Origin of the sequence: Amycolatopsis sp. NPDC049159 (genome assembly GCF_040648295.1) — a bacterium.
Classification (GTDB): domain Bacteria; phylum Actinomycetota; class Actinomycetes; order Mycobacteriales; family Pseudonocardiaceae; genus Amycolatopsis; species Amycolatopsis pretoriensis_A.
In genome coordinates, this window is sequence record NZ_JBEZDL010000009.1 from 57,647 (window position 1) to 75,439 (window position 17,793).

Annotated in this window: 13 protein-coding genes; 7 read left to right on the forward strand and 6 right to left on the reverse strand. The window is 70.7% G+C overall.

Annotation, left to right across the window (positions count from 1 at the left end; all coding sequences use genetic code 11):
- Positions 1–17: 17 nt before the first annotated feature.
- A complete protein-coding gene (locus tag AB0B33_RS18360) occupies positions 18–1,184 on the reverse strand; it encodes a ThuA domain-containing protein (protein WP_360773533.1) in 1,167 nt (388 codons plus the stop codon).
- A gap of 207 nt (positions 1,185–1,391) precedes the next feature.
- Entirely contained in the window at positions 1,392–2,126 is a 735-nt protein-coding gene (locus tag AB0B33_RS18365; protein WP_247024927.1) for a FadR/GntR family transcriptional regulator, read from the reverse strand.
- A 198-nt stretch (positions 2,127–2,324) separates the two neighbouring features.
- Here AB0B33_RS18365 and AB0B33_RS18370 point away from each other — a divergent pair, with 198 nt between their 5' ends.
- Both AB0B33_RS18370 and AB0B33_RS18375 read left to right on the forward strand, forming a co-directional pair.
- Positions 2,325–4,682 carry a ricin-type beta-trefoil lectin domain protein gene (locus AB0B33_RS18370; RefSeq protein ID WP_360772923.1) on the forward strand — a complete coding sequence of 786 codons (2,358 nt, stop codon included), beginning with the start codon at positions 2,325–2,327 and terminating at the stop codon, positions 4,680–4,682.
- Between the two features lie 13 nt (positions 4,683–4,695).
- On the forward strand, positions 4,696–5,778 hold the full coding sequence (locus tag AB0B33_RS18375; protein WP_360772926.1) for a ricin-type beta-trefoil lectin domain protein: 1,083 nt from the start codon (positions 4,696–4,698) through the stop codon (positions 5,776–5,778).
- A 635-nt stretch (positions 5,779–6,413) separates the two neighbouring features.
- Here the strand turns inward: AB0B33_RS18375 and AB0B33_RS18380 are convergent.
- Entirely contained in the window at positions 6,414–8,732 is a 2,319-nt protein-coding gene (locus AB0B33_RS18380; protein WP_360772928.1) for a beta-L-arabinofuranosidase domain-containing protein, read from the reverse strand.
- 378 nt (positions 8,733–9,110) lie between these two features.
- Between AB0B33_RS18380 and AB0B33_RS18385 the strand changes: the two genes are divergently transcribed.
- The 5 genes from AB0B33_RS18385 (at position 9,111) to AB0B33_RS18405 (ending at position 14,171) form a co-directional block, all read left to right on the forward strand.
- On the forward strand, positions 9,111–10,481 hold the full coding sequence (locus AB0B33_RS18385; RefSeq protein ID WP_247024932.1) for an endo-1,4-beta-xylanase: 1,371 nt from the start codon (positions 9,111–9,113) through the stop codon (positions 10,479–10,481).
- Entirely contained in the window at positions 10,466–11,830 is a 1,365-nt protein-coding gene (locus AB0B33_RS18390) for a glycoside hydrolase family 43 protein (RefSeq protein ID WP_360772932.1), read from the forward strand. Before AB0B33_RS18385 ends, AB0B33_RS18390 begins: the two co-directional genes overlap by 16 nt.
- A 56-nt stretch (positions 11,831–11,886) precedes the next feature.
- Positions 11,887–12,810 carry a MerR family transcriptional regulator gene (locus AB0B33_RS18395; RefSeq protein ID WP_360772934.1) on the forward strand — a complete coding sequence of 308 codons (924 nt, stop codon included), beginning with the start codon at positions 11,887–11,889 and terminating at the stop codon, positions 12,808–12,810.
- Positions 12,811–12,965: 155 nt separating this feature from the next.
- Entirely contained in the window at positions 12,966–13,673 is a 708-nt protein-coding gene (locus tag AB0B33_RS18400; RefSeq protein WP_247024935.1) for a FadR/GntR family transcriptional regulator, read from the forward strand.
- 63 nt (positions 13,674–13,736) lie between these two features.
- Entirely contained in the window at positions 13,737–14,171 is a 435-nt protein-coding gene (locus AB0B33_RS18405; protein ID WP_360772937.1) for a DUF6228 family protein, read from the forward strand.
- An 18-nt stretch (positions 14,172–14,189) separates the two neighbouring features.
- On the opposite strand, the gene AB0B33_RS18410 is transcribed toward AB0B33_RS18405, so the two are convergent.
- The 3 genes from AB0B33_RS18410 to AB0B33_RS18420 are packed head-to-tail and all read right to left on the reverse strand — an operon-like array spanning position 14,190 to position 17,773.
- Positions 14,190–15,215 carry an ABC transporter permease gene (locus AB0B33_RS18410; protein ID WP_360772941.1) on the reverse strand — a complete coding sequence of 342 codons (1,026 nt, stop codon included), beginning with the start codon at positions 15,213–15,215 and terminating at the stop codon, positions 14,190–14,192.
- Positions 15,208–16,704, reverse strand: a complete 1,497-nt coding sequence (locus tag AB0B33_RS18415; protein ID WP_360772944.1) for a sugar ABC transporter ATP-binding protein — start codon at positions 16,702–16,704, stop codon at positions 15,208–15,210. Before AB0B33_RS18415 ends, AB0B33_RS18410 begins: the two co-directional genes overlap by 8 nt.
- A gap of 22 nt (positions 16,705–16,726) precedes the next feature.
- On the reverse strand, positions 16,727–17,773 hold the full coding sequence (locus AB0B33_RS18420) for a sugar ABC transporter substrate-binding protein (protein ID WP_360772947.1): 1,047 nt from the start codon (positions 17,771–17,773) through the stop codon (positions 16,727–16,729).
- Positions 17,774–17,793: the final 20 nt, after the last annotated feature.

Genomic DNA, 17,793 nt, shown 5'->3' on the forward strand with positions numbered 1-17,793 from the left:
AGACGGGGGAGGGACGGTCAGCGGAGGGACCACTGCTGGTTGGCCTGGCCGCTGCAGGACCACAGGATGATCTTCGTGCCGTTGGCCGTACCGCGGCCGGAGGCGTCCAGGCAGAGGTTCGACGGGACGCCGGTGATCGTGTTCGCGTTAACATCCCACTGCTGGTTGGGTTGCCCGGTGCAGTCCCAGATGATCACCTGCGTGCCGTTGGCCGTGCCGCGGCCGGACGCGTCCAGGCACTTGTTCCCGTAGACCACGAGCTGCTTGCCGGCGGTGTAGGTCCACGACTGGTTCGCCTGCCCGGCGACGCAGTCCCGCAGCTGCACCTGCGTCCCGTTGGTGGTGGCGGAGTTCGGTACCTCGACGCAGCGGCCGGACTGCGCGCCCGCGATCTGCTTGCCGGCCGGGGGTGGCGTGGTGGTGACCGAGCAGTCGGCGGGGGCGGCTCCGGCCGCGGTGCGGATCCCGCCCAGCAGCAGGTGCAGGAAGTTCGGTTCGCTGAAGCTTTCGATCGTGTGGCCCATGCCGGTGTACCAGGCGCGGCCGCCGTCGAAGGCGTGGCACCAGGTCGTCGGGTGGTCCGCGCCCATCGTGGCGCCCGTGTAGCTGGATTCGTCCACAGTGGTCAGTACGTGCACGGACGGGCGCGGGTCGGCGCGGAAGTCGTACCACTCGTCGTACCGGGTGTACTGCGCGGGCAGCCCCTGCGTGGACGGGTGGTTCGGGTCTTCCACCTTCACCAGCGCGTTCTGCTGGGCGGGGTGCTGCTTGAAGTAGGCGCCGACGAGCTGGCCGTACCAGGCCCAGTCGTACCCGCTGTCCGACGCCGCGTGGATGCCGGCGAACCCGCCGCCGTGCTGGATGTAGCGGCGGAACGCGTCCTTGCCGGCCTGTGTGCCGACCGGGTCGCCGGTCGTGGACAGGAAGACGACGGCGGCGTACTGGGCCAGGGTGGCGTCGGTGAACTGCGCGTCGTCTTCGGTGGCGTCGACCGCGAAGTCGTTCTGCTGGCCCAGCTGCCGGATCGCGGCGATCCCCGCCGGGATGGAGTCGTGCCGGAAGCCGGTGGTCTTCGAGAACACCAGGACCTTGAAGGCCGCCGCGGGCGCGGCGGACACGGGTGCCACGAGCCCCAGGACCAGTGCCGCGAGCAGGACAGCCGCGCGGAGCGAGCGAGACAGCATCGTCACGGGTGCTCCTTCTCAGGAGTGCAGGGAACGCGCGGGGTGCGCGCTGTGCGTTCGCCCGATCACCGACCGAACGGACATGAGCCAAGATAGAAGCGGCCGGCCGCAAAGGTCAATGCGGGGTGAAACTTACTCACCCGCAACGGATTCCACCGGCGTGAAGGCAGCACGAGTCCACAAAGGACGGTGTTCGGCGGGGTGCGCTCACCGGCCGAAGAGACGCCGCTGGATCTCCCGGCGGTAGTCCGCCAGCGTGTTGTCGAGGTGGACGGCGATGGCCCGGGCCGCGGCGTCCGGTTCGCCGTCGCGGATCGCCCGGTGGATGGCGGCGTGCTCCTCGATCGCGCCCGGAGCGTGCCCGCCGACCGAGCCGGACATCCCGATGACGTTCGTCTGGCGTTGCAGGCCGCGGGCTTCGCGCACGGCCGCGACGAGGAACTGGTTGTGCGACGCCGTGGCGACGCGCAGGTGGAAGTCGTCGTCGCCGCGGTCGAACAACGCGGCCTGCCCGGTCAGGTGCCCCTGGCGGCAGGTCTCGGCGGCGGCCTCGATCGCACGCAGCTCCGCCGGGGTGGCGTGGGTCGCCGCCAGCCGGCAGGCCGCGGTTTCCTGGACCCGGCGGAACTCGAAGAGCGAGTACACGTGGTCGAGGTCGGCGGGCAGGAAGGAGCCGCCCCAGCGGGAAGCGCCGAGCATGCCTTCGTCGTCCGACACATACAGCCCACGTCCCTTGTGCGCGCGCACCCGGCCGATCGCCGAGAGGATCTTGACGGCCTCCCGCACCACGGTCCGGCTGGTTCCCATCCGCGCCGCCAGCTCGACCTCGGTCGGCATCCGGTCACCGGGCCGCAACCGCAGCTCGGCGATCAGGTGCAGCAGCTGCTCGGCCACGACCTCGTACCCGGGCCGGTACGGTGCGGCTTCCTCGTTGCGGGTCACCCGATGAGTATGACTCACCGGGTGCTGGAGGGTGACTGTACCTCGCGGCCCCGCCGTCCGGTCAATTCCCGCGAAACCCCGTGAAACTTACATGTGTTCCCGCAGTTGAAGCCTTCGAAAAGAGCCAGGGAATTGACCTGGCCCGCATCCCGGCTTCGAATGAGTCGGACACATCAACTCCCCGGAGAGGTACCCACCATGCCGCCGCGCACCGGATCCCTGGCCGCCGCGCTCGCCGCCGCCCTCGTGGTGACGGCGTTCGCCGCGCCGCCCGCCCGCGCCGCGGCCGTCACCATCGCCGTCGCGCCGGGCGGCGACGACACCGGCCCGGGCACGCCCGACCGGCCCGTCGCGACCCCGGCGAAGGCCCAGCAGCTGGCCCGCGCCCAGTCGGCGGGCAACGACGTCGTCGTCCAGCTCGCCGGCGGCACCTACCGCCTGGCCGCCCCGCTTTCGTTCACCAGCGCCGACTCCGGCCGGAACGGCCACACCGTCACCTGGCAGGCCGCGCCCGGCCAGACGCCGGTCCTGTCCGGCGGCACGCAGGTCACCGGCTGGAGCGTGCAGGACGCGAGCCAGAACATCTGGGTGGCGGCCGTGCCGGCCGGCGCCGATTCCCGCCAGCTGTTCGTGGACGGCGCGCTGGCGCCGCGCGCGTCGATCCCGGTCTCGCGCAGCGACGTGCAGGTCACGACGTCCGGCCTGACCATCACCAACTCCGCGCTGAACTACCTGGCCACGCTGCCCCGGCAGAACCGGATCGAGGTGGAGAGCCAGAACTCGTTCACCGACCGGTACTCCCCCGTCGACCACATCAGCGGCATCTCGATCGTCATGCAGCAACCCGCGTGGAACAACAACAACTGGGGCTACGACACCCTCGCGAAGCCCTTCGGCGGCGGCCAGCTGTTCCTCGAGATCTCGTACTCGTTCCTCAAGAACACCGGCCAGTGGTACCTGGACCCGGCGGCCGGGAAGCTCTACTACAAGGCACCGGGTGGCTGGGTGCCCGGCAGCCACGACGTCGAGCTGCCGCGGCTGACGTCGCTGCTGCAGCTCGGCGGCAGCTACGACGACCCGGTGCGGGGCATCGCGTTCCAGGGCCTGCACTTCGAGCACACCACCTGGCTCGGGCCGAGCACGCCTGCCGGGTACGCGAACCAGCAGACCGGCACGTTCCTCCCGGCCGCGGCGCCGATGCCGGGCGACTTCCTGACCTCGTGCCAGTCGGGCTGCAAGCAGTTCGAGGGCGCCCGCAACGGCTGGGCGCAGGTGCCCGCCGCCGTCCAGGTCTCGGCCGCCACGGGGATCACGTTCAGCGGCAACACCTTCACCCACCTCGGGCAGGTCGCGCTGGGCATCGGCAACGACGCGAACGCGCACGCCGCCGGGACCGGGCTCGGCGCGTCGTCGATCACCGTGGACCACAACACCTTCACCGAGGTCTCGGGCGGCGGCATCGTCGTCGGCGGCGTGCGCCCCGACGCGCACCACCCGGCGAACGCCGCGATGACGAACCGCGACGTCACGCTGTCGTACAACACGGTGTCCCGCGTCGCCTTGGACTACCGCGAAATGGCCGGCATCCTCTCGACCTACGCGACGCACACCGTCATCACGCACAACGACGTGGCGGACCTGACCTACGACGGGATCGACGTCGGCTGGGGCTGGGGCGCCAACGACCCGGGCGGCAGCCAGGACTACCGCAACCGCGGCCTGTACGACTACCAGCCGGTGTACTCGACGCCGACGACGTTGCGGGACACCGTCATCAGCTACAACCGCGTGCACGGCACGAAGAAGCTGATGCACGACGGTGGCAGCATCTACCACCTGTCGGCCGACCCGGGCAGCTCCGTCGACCACAACCACGTCTTCGACAACAACCGCACGGTCGGGCTGTACCTCGACGAGGGCTCCCGCTACGTGACGCTGTCGGCCAACGTGATCCAGGACTCCGGGGTCTGGGCCTTCACCAACGCGAGCGGCACCAACAACACCAACGACAGCACCTTCGGCGGCAACTGGTACAACGGCGGCGCCACCCAGGTGGCCACCGGTTCGCCCCACAACAACGTCCTGACCGGCAACGTCCAGGTCAGCGGCACGAACTGGCCGTCCGGCGCCCAGCAGGTCATCGCCGCCGCGGGCACCGGCACCACCGGCCCGGCCGCGGGCCCGGTGCGCGCGCTCGGCAAGTGCCTGGACGTCGACGGCGCGAGCACCACACCCGGCGCGCGGGTGCAGCTCTGGGACTGCACCGGCGGCGGCAACCAGTCGTGGGCCCGGACCGCCGCCGGCGAGCTCACCACCTTCGGCGGCACCCGCTGCCTGGACGCCTCCGGCCAGGGCACCACGCCGGGCACCAAGGTCGTCAGCTGGACCTGCAACGGCGGGGCCAACCAGCGCTGGCAGGCGACCGCGAACGGCACGATCACCGGCGTCCAGTCCGGGCTGTGCCTGGACGTGACCGACGGCGGCACCGCGAACGGCACGGCCGTCCGGCTGTGGACGTGCACCGGCCAGGCCGGTCAGAAGTGGACCTTCGGCTGACTCGAGGAGAATCATGAAGATCCGGGTTTTCGCGGCCGTGACGGCCTTGTTCCTGAGCGCGTTCCTCCCGGGCGGCCCGGCCGCCGCCGAGTCGAACGGCGGGACCCGGGTGATGCCGCTCGGCGACTCGATCACCGAAGGCACGCAGGTGCCCGGCGGCTACCGGATCGGCCTCTGGCAGCGGCTCGCGGCGGGCGGCTACCAGGTCGACTTCACCGGCTCGCAGTACAACGGCCCGGCCGCCCTCGGCGACCACGACCACGAAGGCCACCCCGGGTGGCGCATCGACCAGATCGACGCGAACGTCACCGGCTGGCTGCGGACGAGCACCCCGCACACGGTCCTGCTGCACATCGGCACCAACGACGTCCTGCAGAACTACGACGTCACCCGTGCGCCCGCCCGGCTGTCCGCGCTGGTCGACCACATCACGGCGACGGCGCCGGACGCCGAGGTCTTCGTCGCGACGATCATCCCGCTCGCCAACGCGGGCCAGGAGTCCGCGGCGCGCACCTTCAACTCCGCCATCCCGGGGATCGTGCAGGCGAAGCAGAACACCGGCAAGCACGTGCACCTGGTCGACATGCACGCGGCGCTGACCGCCGCCGACCTGGTCGACGGCATCCACCCCACGGCGGCCGGCTACGACAAGATGGCCGCCGCCTGGTTCGCCGCGCTGCGGTCCGTGGCCGGCAGCATCGGCTCCCCGGGCACCAGCGGTGCGCGGCAGATCGTCGGCGCGCAATCGGGCCGCTGCGCGGACGCCGGCAGCGCGGCCGACGGCACCCCGGTGCGGCTGCAGGACTGCGGCGGGCAGACCGGCCAGGCGTGGACCCCGGCCGGCGGGCAGCTGGTCGTCGCGGGCTCGAAGTGCCTCGACGCATCCGGCCACGGCACGGCGAACGGCACCCCGGTGATCGTCTGGGCCTGCCACGGCCAAGCCAACCAGCAGTGGACGGTCGCCGCGAACGGCACGATCACGGGGGTCCAGTCCGGGCTGTGCCTCGACGCGACCGGGCAAGGCACGACCAACGGCACCGCACTGATCCTGTGGACCTGCGGCGGGCAACCGAACCAGCAGTGGTCCCTGCGCTGATCCGGCACCCACCGCGAACGGCACGATCACGGGGGCCCAACCCGGACTGTGCCTCGACGCGACCAGACAAGACACGACCAACAACACCGCACTAATCCTCTGAACCTGCAGCGGACAACCAAACCAGCAATGGTCCCTACGCTGACCCGACACCCACCAACGAGCCCACCACGAACAGCACCACCACAGGAGCCCAACCCAGACTGTGCCTCGACGCGACCAAACAAGACACGACCAACAACACCGCACTAATCCTCTGAACCTGCAGCGGACAACCAAACCAGCAATGGTCCCTACGCTGACCCGACACCCACCAACGAGCCCACCACGAACAGCACCACCACAGGAGCCCAACCCAGACTGTGCCTCGACGCGACCAAACAAGACACGACCAACAACACCGCACTAATCCTCTGAACCTGCAACGGGCAACCAAACCAGCAATGGTCCCTACGCTGACCCGACACCCACCAACGAGCCCACCACGAACGACACCACCACAGGAGCCCAACCCGGACTGTGCCTCGACGCGACCAGACAAGACACGACCAACAACACCGCACTAATCCTCTGAACCTACAGCGGACAACCAAACCAGCAACGGTCCCTACGCTGACCCGGCGAGGTCGCCAGGATCAGCCGGTGCGCACGAGGCGCCACCGGGTCGCGGCGGCGCCGTTGTCGGGTCCCTGGACGGCGAACGCGCCCGCGGCGGTCGAGCCGCCCGCGACGGTCAGCAGCTTGCCGCTGTTGACGTTGCGGATCTTCGCCGTGCCGTCGCCCTGGTCGGCGACCGTCCACCGGTGGTCGGCCGTGCCGTTGTCCGCCCACTGCAGGACCTGGGCGCTGTCCACTGTGGACATGTCACGGACGCCGAGCACCTTGCCGCTGTTGACGTTGCGGAACCGGACGGCCGTCCCGTCGGTGACGACTTCCCATTCGTGGTCCGCCGTGCCGTTGTCGGTCCACTGCAGGGCGCGGCCGCCGTCGGCGGTGGACATGTTCTCGATGCCCAGCAGCAGCCCGCTGCCCGCGTTGACCAACCGGTAGGTCGCCGACCCGCCGGTTTTCCAGTAGACCGTGTAGTTGAAGCCCTGTGCGTCGTAGAAGGGCACCAGGCCCACGGTGGCACCGTTGGCCTTGGCGCTGAAGGTGAGCGCGCTGCCGCTGGTCCGGGTGACCGAGCCCGGATCGAGGGCGGGCAGGCCGCTGAGCGTGCCGGTGCCGTAGTTGCCGGCCAGGACGACCGGTCCGTAGGTGATCGCCGAGACGTTCGCGTTGTCGTTGGCCTGCCGCAGCACGACCTTCATCGGCAGCCGGACGGTGACCGTGTCGCCGGTCGCCCAGGACCGGGTCACGGTCGCGTAGCTGCCGGGGGTGGTGGCGACGTTCTGCGTCACTCCGTTGACGGCGATGCTCGCCCCGCTGGTCCAGCCCGGGATGCGGAGGCGCAGGTCCCAGGTTCCGCTCACGGTCCCGGTGACCGTCAGGGTGGTCGTGTCGCCGGCCGGGAAGGACGTCGTCTGGGTGACGGTGATGCCGCGCTCGGTCCAGGTGAGCACCGAGGGCAGGAACTGGTTGACGATCAGCGTCGTGCCGGCGCGGAAGTAGATCGAGTCGGAGAGCTTGGTCTGGGTCTCCAGCCCGCTGCCCTGGCAGCACCAGAACGAGGTGTAGTCGGTGCTCCACGTGCCGCCGCCCCACGCCGGGCCGAGCCCGCGCCGGCCACCCGGGTTCAGCGAGCTGAAGTAGGTGACGTGCCCGTGGCTGTCGGCGGGGTTCTGCTGGCCGATCATCTGGTTGAGCAGTGCCCGCTCGTAGTAGTCGGCCAGGTCGGCTCGGTCCGGGTAGAGCGTGATCAGTTCCCTCGTCAGCTTCAGCATGTTGTAGGTGTTGCAGCTCTCGCACGTGTCCTGGTTCAGGTACGCGGCGATCGCGCCGGGCGCGCGGAAGTGCTCGGCCTGGCTGTTGCCGCCGATGGCGTAGGTGTGCGCGCCGACGGTGATGGCCCACGCGTTGGTGGCGATGTCCCGGTAGCGGGTGGTGCCCGTGGCCTGGTACTCCCGCGCGGCGCCGATCCACTTGGGGATCTGGGTGTTGGCGTGCAGCCCGGCGAGCTGGTCGCGGCCCGCCGCCAGCGGATCGAACACGGCGGCGTGGTCGAACCGCTGCGCGACGGCCAGCCACCGCGTGTCACCGGTGTCCAGCGAAAGGTCGGTCAGCACGGCGTTCATGCCGCCGAACTCGGTGCCGAGCACCGACTGCATCCGGCTCTGGTCGAGCCGGGCGGTCCGCCGGTCGACCCACCCGGCCAGGTTCAGCAGCACATCGCGGGCCTGGGTGCTCCCGCAGTACCGCCACACGTCGAGCAGGCCGGCCATGGTCTTGTGGATGCAGTAGTACGGCACGTTGCCGTTCGACAGGCGGCCGGCCTCGAGGTTGTCGAAGTCGGACTCGGGGAAGCCCGACAGGTAGCCGGCGGCGAACCCGGCGGACCCGTTGGCCGCCTGGCACTTGGCCAGCTCGGCCACCACGTACGTGGCCTTGTCCCGGCAGACGGTGTCGCCGGCCACCGCCCAGAGCTGCGCCCAGGCCGTCAGGAAGTGGCCCTGGACGTGGCTGCGGAACGGGAAGTCCGGCGCGTCCCAGCCGCCGTTGGCGGCGGCGCCGCCGGTGGACAGGCGGTGGTTGGCCCGGAAGTTGTACAGCAGCCGGTCGGCGTCGACGAACCGCAGGTAGTTCTGCGTCCGCTGCTGGTTGTCCAGCCACCGGCTCGCGGTCAGGCGCACCTGGCCGAGGCCGAAGGGGGACGCGGCCGCCCCGGCCGCCGCCGCGCGGGCCGGAGCGGCCGCGGCGTCGGCGAAAGCGCCTCCGACGGCGGGTCCGGCGGCGGAAGCGATCGCGGCGGCGCCGGCGGCGCGCAGCCATTGCCGGCGGGTGAAGGACGAGGTCACCGGAATCTCCGTTCAGCCACACTGCGGTCGGGAGGGCACGATGACGTTAGCGCTAACATCACGTCCTGTCTTGGTGCGTTCGGGGGAGCTTCACGCCCGGAGACGCGGACCGGACCTCTCGGCCCGGGCGGGCCCGGCGTTGCCGCGCATGCAACTTTCACGGCCGGACTGTCCGTCGTGGACGCACGATCGCGCCCTGAAGTGCGCGCCCGTCCGGACCGGCGCCCGGCCTCCCGGCGCCCCGGCCGCGGTGATTGACACCCGTCCGGCCGGAAGCTCAGGCTGAGCCGAAGGTGTTAGCGATAACAGCCCAGCCGACCCCGCGTCCTGCCCACCCCCGCCTGGCCCACCCCAGGTGCTCCCCAGGAAGAGCCCACCATGAAGCTGACATCGCGGTCCCTGTCCCGCGCGGCACTCGCCTCGGCGCTGCTCGCGGCGTCACTCGGGATTTCGCTGGCGCTGGCCACCTCCGCCGGCGCGGCCACGACGCTCGGTGCGTCGGCCGCCCAGACCGGCCGGTACTTCGGCACCGCCGTCTCGGCCGGGAAGCTCGGCGACTCGACCTACGTGAACCTCCTGAACCGGGAGTTCACCATGGTCACGCCGGAAAACGAGATGAAGTGGGACGCCACCGAGCCCAACCGCGGGCAGTTCAACTACAGCGGCGGCGACCGCATCCTCAACCAGGCGGTCGGCAACGGCAAGCGGGTGCGCGGGCACGCGTTGCTGTGGCACCAGCAGCAACCGGGCTGGGCCCAGGGCCTGAGCGGCTCGGACCTGCGCCAGGCCGCGCTCAACCACGTCACCCAGGTCGCCACCCACTACAAGGGCAAGGTGTACGCGTGGGACGTCGTCAACGAGGCGTTCGCCGACGGTGGCGGCGGCGGGCGGCGCGACTCCAACCTGCAGCGCACCGGCAACGACTGGATCGAAGCCGCCTTCCGCGCCGCGCGCGCCGCCGACCCGGGCGCGAAGCTCTGCTACAACGACTACAACACCGACGGCGTCAACGCGAAGAGCACCGGTGTGTACAACATGGTCCGCGACTTCAAGTCCCGCGGCGTCCCGATCGACTGCGTCGGCTTCCAGTCCCACCTGACCAACTCCGCGCCCGGTGACTACCAGGCCAACCTGCAGCGGTTCGCCGACCTCGGCGTCGAGGTCCAGATCACCGAGCTGGACATCTCCGGTTCCAACCAGGCCGCGGTCTACGGCACGGTCACCCGCGCCTGCCTCGCCGTCTCGCGCTGCGCCGGCATCACGGTCTGGGGCATCCGCGACAGCGACTCGTGGCGCACCGGCCAGAACCCGCTGCTCTTCGACAACAACGGCAACAAAAAAGCCGCGTACAACAGCGTTCTCGACGCACTGAACGCCGGCGGCCCGACCGTGACCACCACGCCGACGACCCCGACCACCCCGACGACGCCCACCACGACCACGACCACACCGGTCCCGGGCAGCTGCAGCGCGTCGGTTTCCCTGAACTCCTGGAACGGCGGCTTCGTCGCGACCGTCAAGGTCACCGCGGGCGCCGCCGGCCTGACCGGCTGGCGCGTGACGACGGTCCTGCCGTCCGGTGCCGCCGTCACCAGCTCGTGGAGCGCGGGCAACAGCGGCACGTCGGGCACCGTCACGTGGGCCAACGTCGGCTACAACGGCACCGTCGCGGCCGGGCAGTCCACCGAGTTCGGCTTCCAGGGCACCGGCAGCGCCGAAGGGGTGACGTCCACGTGCGCCGCCGCCTGACCCGCCTGCTCGCCGGGGCGACCGCCGTCGTCGCCACCGTCGCCGTCCTGCCCGGCGCCGCCCGGGCGGACAACCCGATCGTGCAGCACATCTACACGGCGGATCCGGCGCCGCTGGTGCACAACGGCCGGGTCTACCTCTACACCGGGCACGACGAGGACGGCTCCACGTACTTCACCATGAAGGACTGGCGCGTCTGGTCGTCCGCCGACATGGTCAACTGGACCGACCACGGCTCGCCGATGAGCCTGGCGACGTTCAGCTGGGCGAAGCAGGACGCCTGGGCCGGGCAGGCCGTCGAGCGCAACGGCAAGTTCTACTGGTACGTCCCGGTGGTCGACCGCGCCACCGGCCGGATGGCCATCGGCGTCGGCGTCGCGGACAGCCCCACCGGGCCGTTCCGCGACGCGCTCGGCCACCCGCTCGTCGAGAACGGCGAAATCGACCCCACGGTGTTCATCGACGACACCGGCCAGGCGTACCTGTACTGGGGCAACCCCAACCTCTGGTACGTGCGCCTGAACGCCGACATGACGTCGATCTCGAGCGGTCCCACGCAGATCCCGCTCACCACGGCCGGGTTCGGCACGCGGACCGGCAACGCCAGCCGCCCGACGCTGTACGAGGAAGGCCCGTGGGTCTTCAAGCGCAACGGCTTGTACTACAACGTGTTCGCGGCCAAGTGCTGCTCGGAGTTCATCGGCTACTCCACCTCGCCCGGCCCCACCGGTCCGTGGACCTACCGGGGCACGGTGATGCCGACGCAGGGCAGCAGCTTCACCAACCACCCGGGGCTGGTGGACTTCAAGGGCGGCTCGTACTTCTTCTACCACAACGGCGCCCTCCCCGGCGGGGGCGGCTACACCCGCTCGGTGGCGGTGGAGAAGTTCGCCTACAACGCCGACGGCAGCATCCCGGCGATCACCATGACCGGCGCCGGGCCGCCACCGGCCGACACGCTGAACCCGTACACCCGGCAGGAGGCGGAGACGATCGCCTGGGGCTCCGGCATCGAAACCGAACCGGCTGCCGAAGGCGGTATGGACGTCGGGTGGCTCGAAAACGGCGACTCGATCAAGGTCCGCAACGTCGCCTTCGGCGCGGGCGCGAAGACGTTCACCGCGCGAGTCGCTTCCGCGGCCGCCGGCGGGACGATCGAGCTGCGCCTGGGCAGCACCACCGGCACGGTCGTGGGCCGCTGCACGGTCGCGGGGACCGGCGGCTGGCAGACGTGGACGTCGGTGTCCTGCCCGGTCACCGGCGCCACCGGCACCCAGGACCTGGTGCTGCGCTTCACCGGCGGCAGCGGCTACCTGTTCAACGTGAACTGGTGGCAGTTCGCCACCTGACCGGCCGGTAGCGGAGTCCTTGACCTTCAAGCCACTTGAGCTCCCATAGTGGTGTCATGACCGAGCTGTACCCCATCGGGGACGTCGCTCACCGCACCGGCTTGAGCGTGAGCGCGATCCGGTTCTACGCCGACGAAGGCGTCGTCGCGCCCACCGCTTGCACCGAAGGCGGTTTCCGGCGCTACGACGTGCAGGCCATCTCCCGGCTCGAGCTCGTGCGAACCCTGCGCGACCTCGGTGCCGGGCTGGCCGACATCCGCCGGGTGCTGGCCGAGGAGACCACCTTGCCCGACCTGGCCCGCGCGCACCTGCGGCTGGTGGAGGACCGGCTGCGGCAGTTCCGGGCCCGCCGCGCCGTGCTGCGGACCATCGTGCGGCAGGAGACGACCGCGGACCAGGTCGGCCTGCTGCACAAGCTCGTCTCCCTGTCCGACGACGAGCGGGACCGGCTCGTCGCCGCGTTCTGGGAGTTCGTGACCGAGGGGCTGGACGTCCACCCCGCGTACGTCGAGCAGCTCGAAGCTTGGATCGAGCTGGCCGATCTCGTGCGGGACGAGGACTTCCGGACGTCGGTGCGGGACTTCTACCACCGCACCTTCGCCGCCGATCGCGGCCGGCTGATGACCACGCCGGAGATGCTGGCCCGCTTCGAAGAGCACCGGAAGCTCCTGCTCGAAGCCCGAGCGGCGCGGCAGGCCGGCGTCGCCGCCGACTCCCCGCGGGCCCGCGAGCTCGCCGAGCGCGCGACCGACGGCGCCGCCGACCTCGTCGCCGCCATGACCGGGGAGCGTGGCCCACAGGAGTCCGCCTACGCCACCCCGGACGGCAGGGCCGCGCGGTGGCCGGCCGAGTCGACCGGCCTGAAGCTGCTGAAGAAGTACCACACGCTGGTGGCGACGATCAGCGGCGCGCCGGTGCCGGACGCCGACCCGGACCAGGCGGCCGCGCTGCGGGAGTGGCTGGCCGCCGCCCGGCGGTGACACCGACCGGCCTGATTTGACGACAGCAGCGTGAACATCATACGTCTGGTGATCATCTGCCGGAGAATCCGTCGAATAAGGCGAACAACGCCGCGATCCGCAATCATTCATCACATGACTGATAGGATCTCGCCAAGCACTGTCCGAGGAGCACCATGGCGAGGTCCCTGACCGACGAAGCGATCGACCGGATCCGGGAGTTCGTCCGCTCCGGCCGGTTCCCGGCGGGTTCGCGGCTGCCGCCCGAGCACGAGCTGGCCGCCGAACTCGGGATTTCCCGCAGTCCCACGCGGGAAGCCGTCAAGGCGCTGGCGCTGGCGCGAGTCCTCGAAGTGCGCCGCGGCGACGGCACCTACGTCACCAGCCTCGCGCCCGGCCTGCTGCTGGAAGGCCTCGGCAACGCGGTCTCGCTCATGCAGGACGGCACCGTGCTGGAGCTGACCGAGGTGCGGCGGCTCCTGGAACCGGCGGCCACCGGCCTCGCCGCCACCCGGATCACCGACGACCGGCTGCGGACCGTGGCCGAGCTGCTCGACGCGATGCAGGAAGCGGTCGAAGACGTCGAGCGCTTGACCGTGCTCGACGCCGCCTTCCACCGCGAGGTGATCACCGCCGCGGGCAACGAAACCCTGACCGCCCTGCTGGACGGCATCTCCTCGCGGACGCTGCGCGCGCGGATCTGGCGCGGCACCGTCGACCGCGGCGCCACGCACGAGACCTTGTCCCAGCACCAGGCGATCTACGACGCGCTGGCCGGCCGCGACCCCGCCGTGGCCACCGCCGCCGCGCTGATGCACGTGGACACGTCCGAGCGCTGGCTGCGCGACCACCTGGCCGAGCTGCGAACCCTGGACGACGCTTAGCGGGTGCCAGCGACGCCAAGCCGGCAGTTGGTCATCGAGTCTCACGGCTTCCAACCTGCTCGAATGATCGGAGACGGCCCGACGGTCCACGTGGGAGATCCCGGACCACGACCGGTCCACCTGCTCCTGTCCGAGCCGGCGAGGCCGTTCGGGAACGATCCCGCGCTCGACTTCCTGGTGAAAGCCCGCGGGACACGGGTGAGCGTCGAGACCCGGGTGCGGACGTGGGACGGCGACGGCCTCGACGCCTTCCTCGCCACGCTGGCCGAGGACTTCCGCGGCTGGGAAGGGGCGCGCGCCTGGCATTCCCTGGAACACGACCTGACGATCTCGGCCGAACACCGCTCGGGCGGCCACGTCCACCTGACGTGGGGCATCCACGACCGGCCGCCGGCCGAAGAGTGGCGCTTCGAGACCACCACCGTGCACGCGGCCGGTGAGGAGATGCGCACCCTCGCCGCCGAAGTCCGCACCTTCCTCACGAGCGTGGTCGGGTAGCAACGGCGAGACCGCCTCTCAACCCTGCCGTTTACCGCTGGTGATGCGGGACATCACCAGCGCCACCAGGATGATCGTGCCGTTGAGCGCCCCGATCCACTGCGCGGGCACGCCGGCCAGCGTGAGCACGTTCTGGATCATGTACAGCAGCAGGATCCCGGTGAAGGCGCCGAACACGGTGCCCCGGCCGCCGTTCAGGCTGACGCCGCCGATGACCGCTGCGGCGAAGACCGTGAAGATGTAGCCGTTGCCCTGGCCGGCGGCCACCGAAGCGAGCCGGCCCGAAAGCAGCAGCCCGCCGAGCGCGGCCAGCACGCTCGCGCCGATGAGGACGATCCACACGATGCGGTCGGTCCGGATCCCGCCGGCCTTCGCCGCGTCTTCGTTGCCGCCGATCGCGTAGAGACTGCGGCCGAACCGGGTGTACCCGAGCAGCACGGCACCGCCGGCGAACAGCAGCACGCAGATCCAGATGGAGGCCGGGATCCCGGCCCACAGCGTGGTGCCGAGGTAGAGCATCGACTCGGGCATGCCGAAGAACGTCTGGCCGCCGGAGATCCCGGTGAGCAGGCCACGCAGCACGATCAGCATGCCGAGGGTGACCACGAACCCGCTCAGCCCGAACCGGACGATCAGCAGGGCGTTGAGGACCCCGACCAGCACGCCGACCGCGAGCACCACGGGAACCGCGGTCCACGAGGGCAGGAGGCCGAGCGAGTGGCCGCCCTCGATCGTCAGCCAGGCCGCGACGCCGGGCGCCAGGCCGAAAGTGGATTCGAGCGACAGGTCCATCTTGCCGACGACCAGGACGAGGGTCTGCGCCAGCACCAGCAACGCGATCTCCGACATGGTCTGCAGGATGTTGAGCACGTTGTCGTACTGCAGGAACACCGGGTTCACCAGCTGGCCGACCACGGCGATCGCGAGGATCCCGGGCACCAGGGCGAAATCACGCAGGCGGGCGAAGGCGATACGCCGTGGCGGTCGCGCGGCAGCGGATCCGGTCTGCGCCGCGGCACGCAACGCGGTGGGGCTCTCAGGCATCGAGGTCGACTCCTTCCATGGCGGCCACGACCTCGTGGTCCCGCCAGCCGGCGGCCAGCCCGGTGGTGAGCCGGCCGTGGACCAGCACCAGCACGCGGTCGCAGAGGCGCAGGTCGTCCAGCTCGTCCGACGCGATCAGCACCGCGGTGCCCCCGGCCGCGGCTTCGGCCACCTTGCCGAGGAGGAATTCCTTCGACCGCACGTCCACGCCCGCGGTCGGGGTGATCAGCACGAGCACCCGGGGATCACCGGCGAGGGCACGGGCCATGACGACCTTCTGCTGGTTGCCGCCCGACAACGCCGACACCGCGAGCCCGGGGCCGGGTGTCTTCACCTCGAGCCGGTCGATCATCGTCCCGGCCAGCCGGTCGCGAAGCCCGGACCGGACGAAGATGCCCGGGCCGAGCCGGTCCATGACGGACAACGTGGTGTTGTCCGCGACCGACATCCCGGGCACGAGCCCCTGGTGGTGGCGGTCTTCCGGGACGAAGCCGAGCCCGGCGGCGAGTGCCGCCGGAACGTCGCCGGGGCGGGGGCGGTGGTCACCGACGTCGACGGTGCCCGAATCGGCCGCCCGCAGTCCGGCGAGCGTTTCGGCGACCTCGGTCTTGCCGCTGCCGCCGGCGCCGGCCAGGCCGACGATCTCGCCGGGCGCGACTTCGAAGGACACGCCCGCGTAGTGCGGGGCGAGGCTCAGCTCGCGCACCCGGAGCACGGCCGGGCCGGGCCGCGCCGACGACGCGCGTTCTTCGGCCACGACGGCGTTCTCGCCGGTCATCGCCGCGACGAGGTCGGGCTTCGGCAGGTCGGCGACCGGGGCGGTCAGGACGTGGCGGGCGTCGCGGTAGACCGTGACCGTGTCGCAGATGTCGTAGACCTCCTGCAGGTGGTGGCTGATGAACAGGAACGTCACGCCCTGGCGCTGCAGCTCGGCGATGTGGCCGAACAGCCGGGTGATGGCGCCGCCGTCCAGCTGCGCGGTCGGCTCGTCGAGGATGACGAACCGCGCGCCGAAGGACAGCGATCGGGCGATCTCGATGAACTGCCTTTGCTCTACGCCGAGCTCCCCCGCCGGCCGGCGGACGTCGACGTCCACCGACCAGCGTTCGAGCAGCTGGGTGGCCGCCCGCCGCACCGCGGACCAGCGCACGAACCCGCGCAGCGTCTCCTGCCGGTTCAGGAACAGGTTCTCCGCCACCGAAAGGTCCGGGATGATCGTCGAGCGCTGGTACACGCAGGCGACCCGCGACCGCCAGCCGTCCCGTTCGGACAGCCGGGGCACGGGCTCGCCGTTCATCAGCAGCGATCCGGAGTCCGGCGCGGTCAGGCCGGTGAGGACGGCGACGAGCGTCGACTTCCCGGCGCCGTTGCGGCCGACGAGGGCGTGCGTCTGTCCCGGTAGGACGGTGAGGTCGGCGTGGTCCAGCGCGGTGGTGGCGCCGTAGCGCTTGACCACCTGCCGCGCTTCGACGACGGGCACCGTGCTCATGGTCACCTCCTTCCCGAGGCGGTCAGCTCTTGCTGTTGCCCCACAACGACTTGTCGTCGACCTTGACGCTGGCCACCGGCCCGAAGACCGCGCCGTCGGCCGTGACCAGCGGCGCGGCCAGCTGGTCCTCCATCAGGCCGTCGCGCACGGCCACGATGGTGCTGTCGTGGTCGGTCCGGCCCGGCACCGGCTTCTTGCCGTCGATCGCGTCCTTGACGTACTGCAACGCGTACTGGGCGAACAGGTCCGCGGGCTGGGACACCGTCGCGTCCATTTCGCCGGCCCGGATCTTCTCGAGCTCCTCGGGAATACCGTCGTTGGACACGACGAACACGTGCTTCGGATCGGACGGCGGCACGAGCAGGCCCCGCTGCTTCAGCAGCTGCAGCGTCCCGGAAAGCGCGAAGCTGGACTGCATGTAGACGCCCTTGATGTCCGGGTTCGCGGTCAGCCGTGTCTGCAGTTTCTGGGCCGCGGTGCCGGCGTCCCAGTTGGTGGCTTCGCCGAACACCGTGACGGCGGGGAAGTTCTGCTTCATGCAGTCGTCGAAGGCCTCGGTGCGGTCGCGCCCGTTGATCGAGGCGAGGTCGCCCTGCAGCATCACGACCTTGCCGCGGCCGCCGAGCTTCGTGCCGAGGAACCGGCACGCCTTTTCCCCGTAGGCGCGGTTGTCCGCCCGGACGACCATGTAGACGTTGCCCTGGTCGGGTCGGGTGTCGACGGACACGACGGGGATCTTCTTGCCCGCCAGCTGCTGCAGCGTCGGGATGATCGCCGCGGTGTCCTGCGGCGCCATGACGACACCCTTGACGCCCTGGCTGATCATCGTCTGCACGTTGGCGGTCAGCGTGGCGACGTCGTTCTGCGAGTTCGTCGTCTTGAGGTCGAGCCCGAACCGCCCGGCGAACTGGGGCACGTACTTGATGTAGGCGTTCCAGAAGTCGGTGTCCGAGCGCGGGTAGTCGACGCCGACGACGGCGCCGCCGGACGCCGTCGTGCCGCCGCTGCTGCAGCCGGCGAGCACGCCGGCCGCGACGAGCGCGACGGCGCACAGGTAGCGGATCTTCATGACCTCTCCTCGTTGACGGG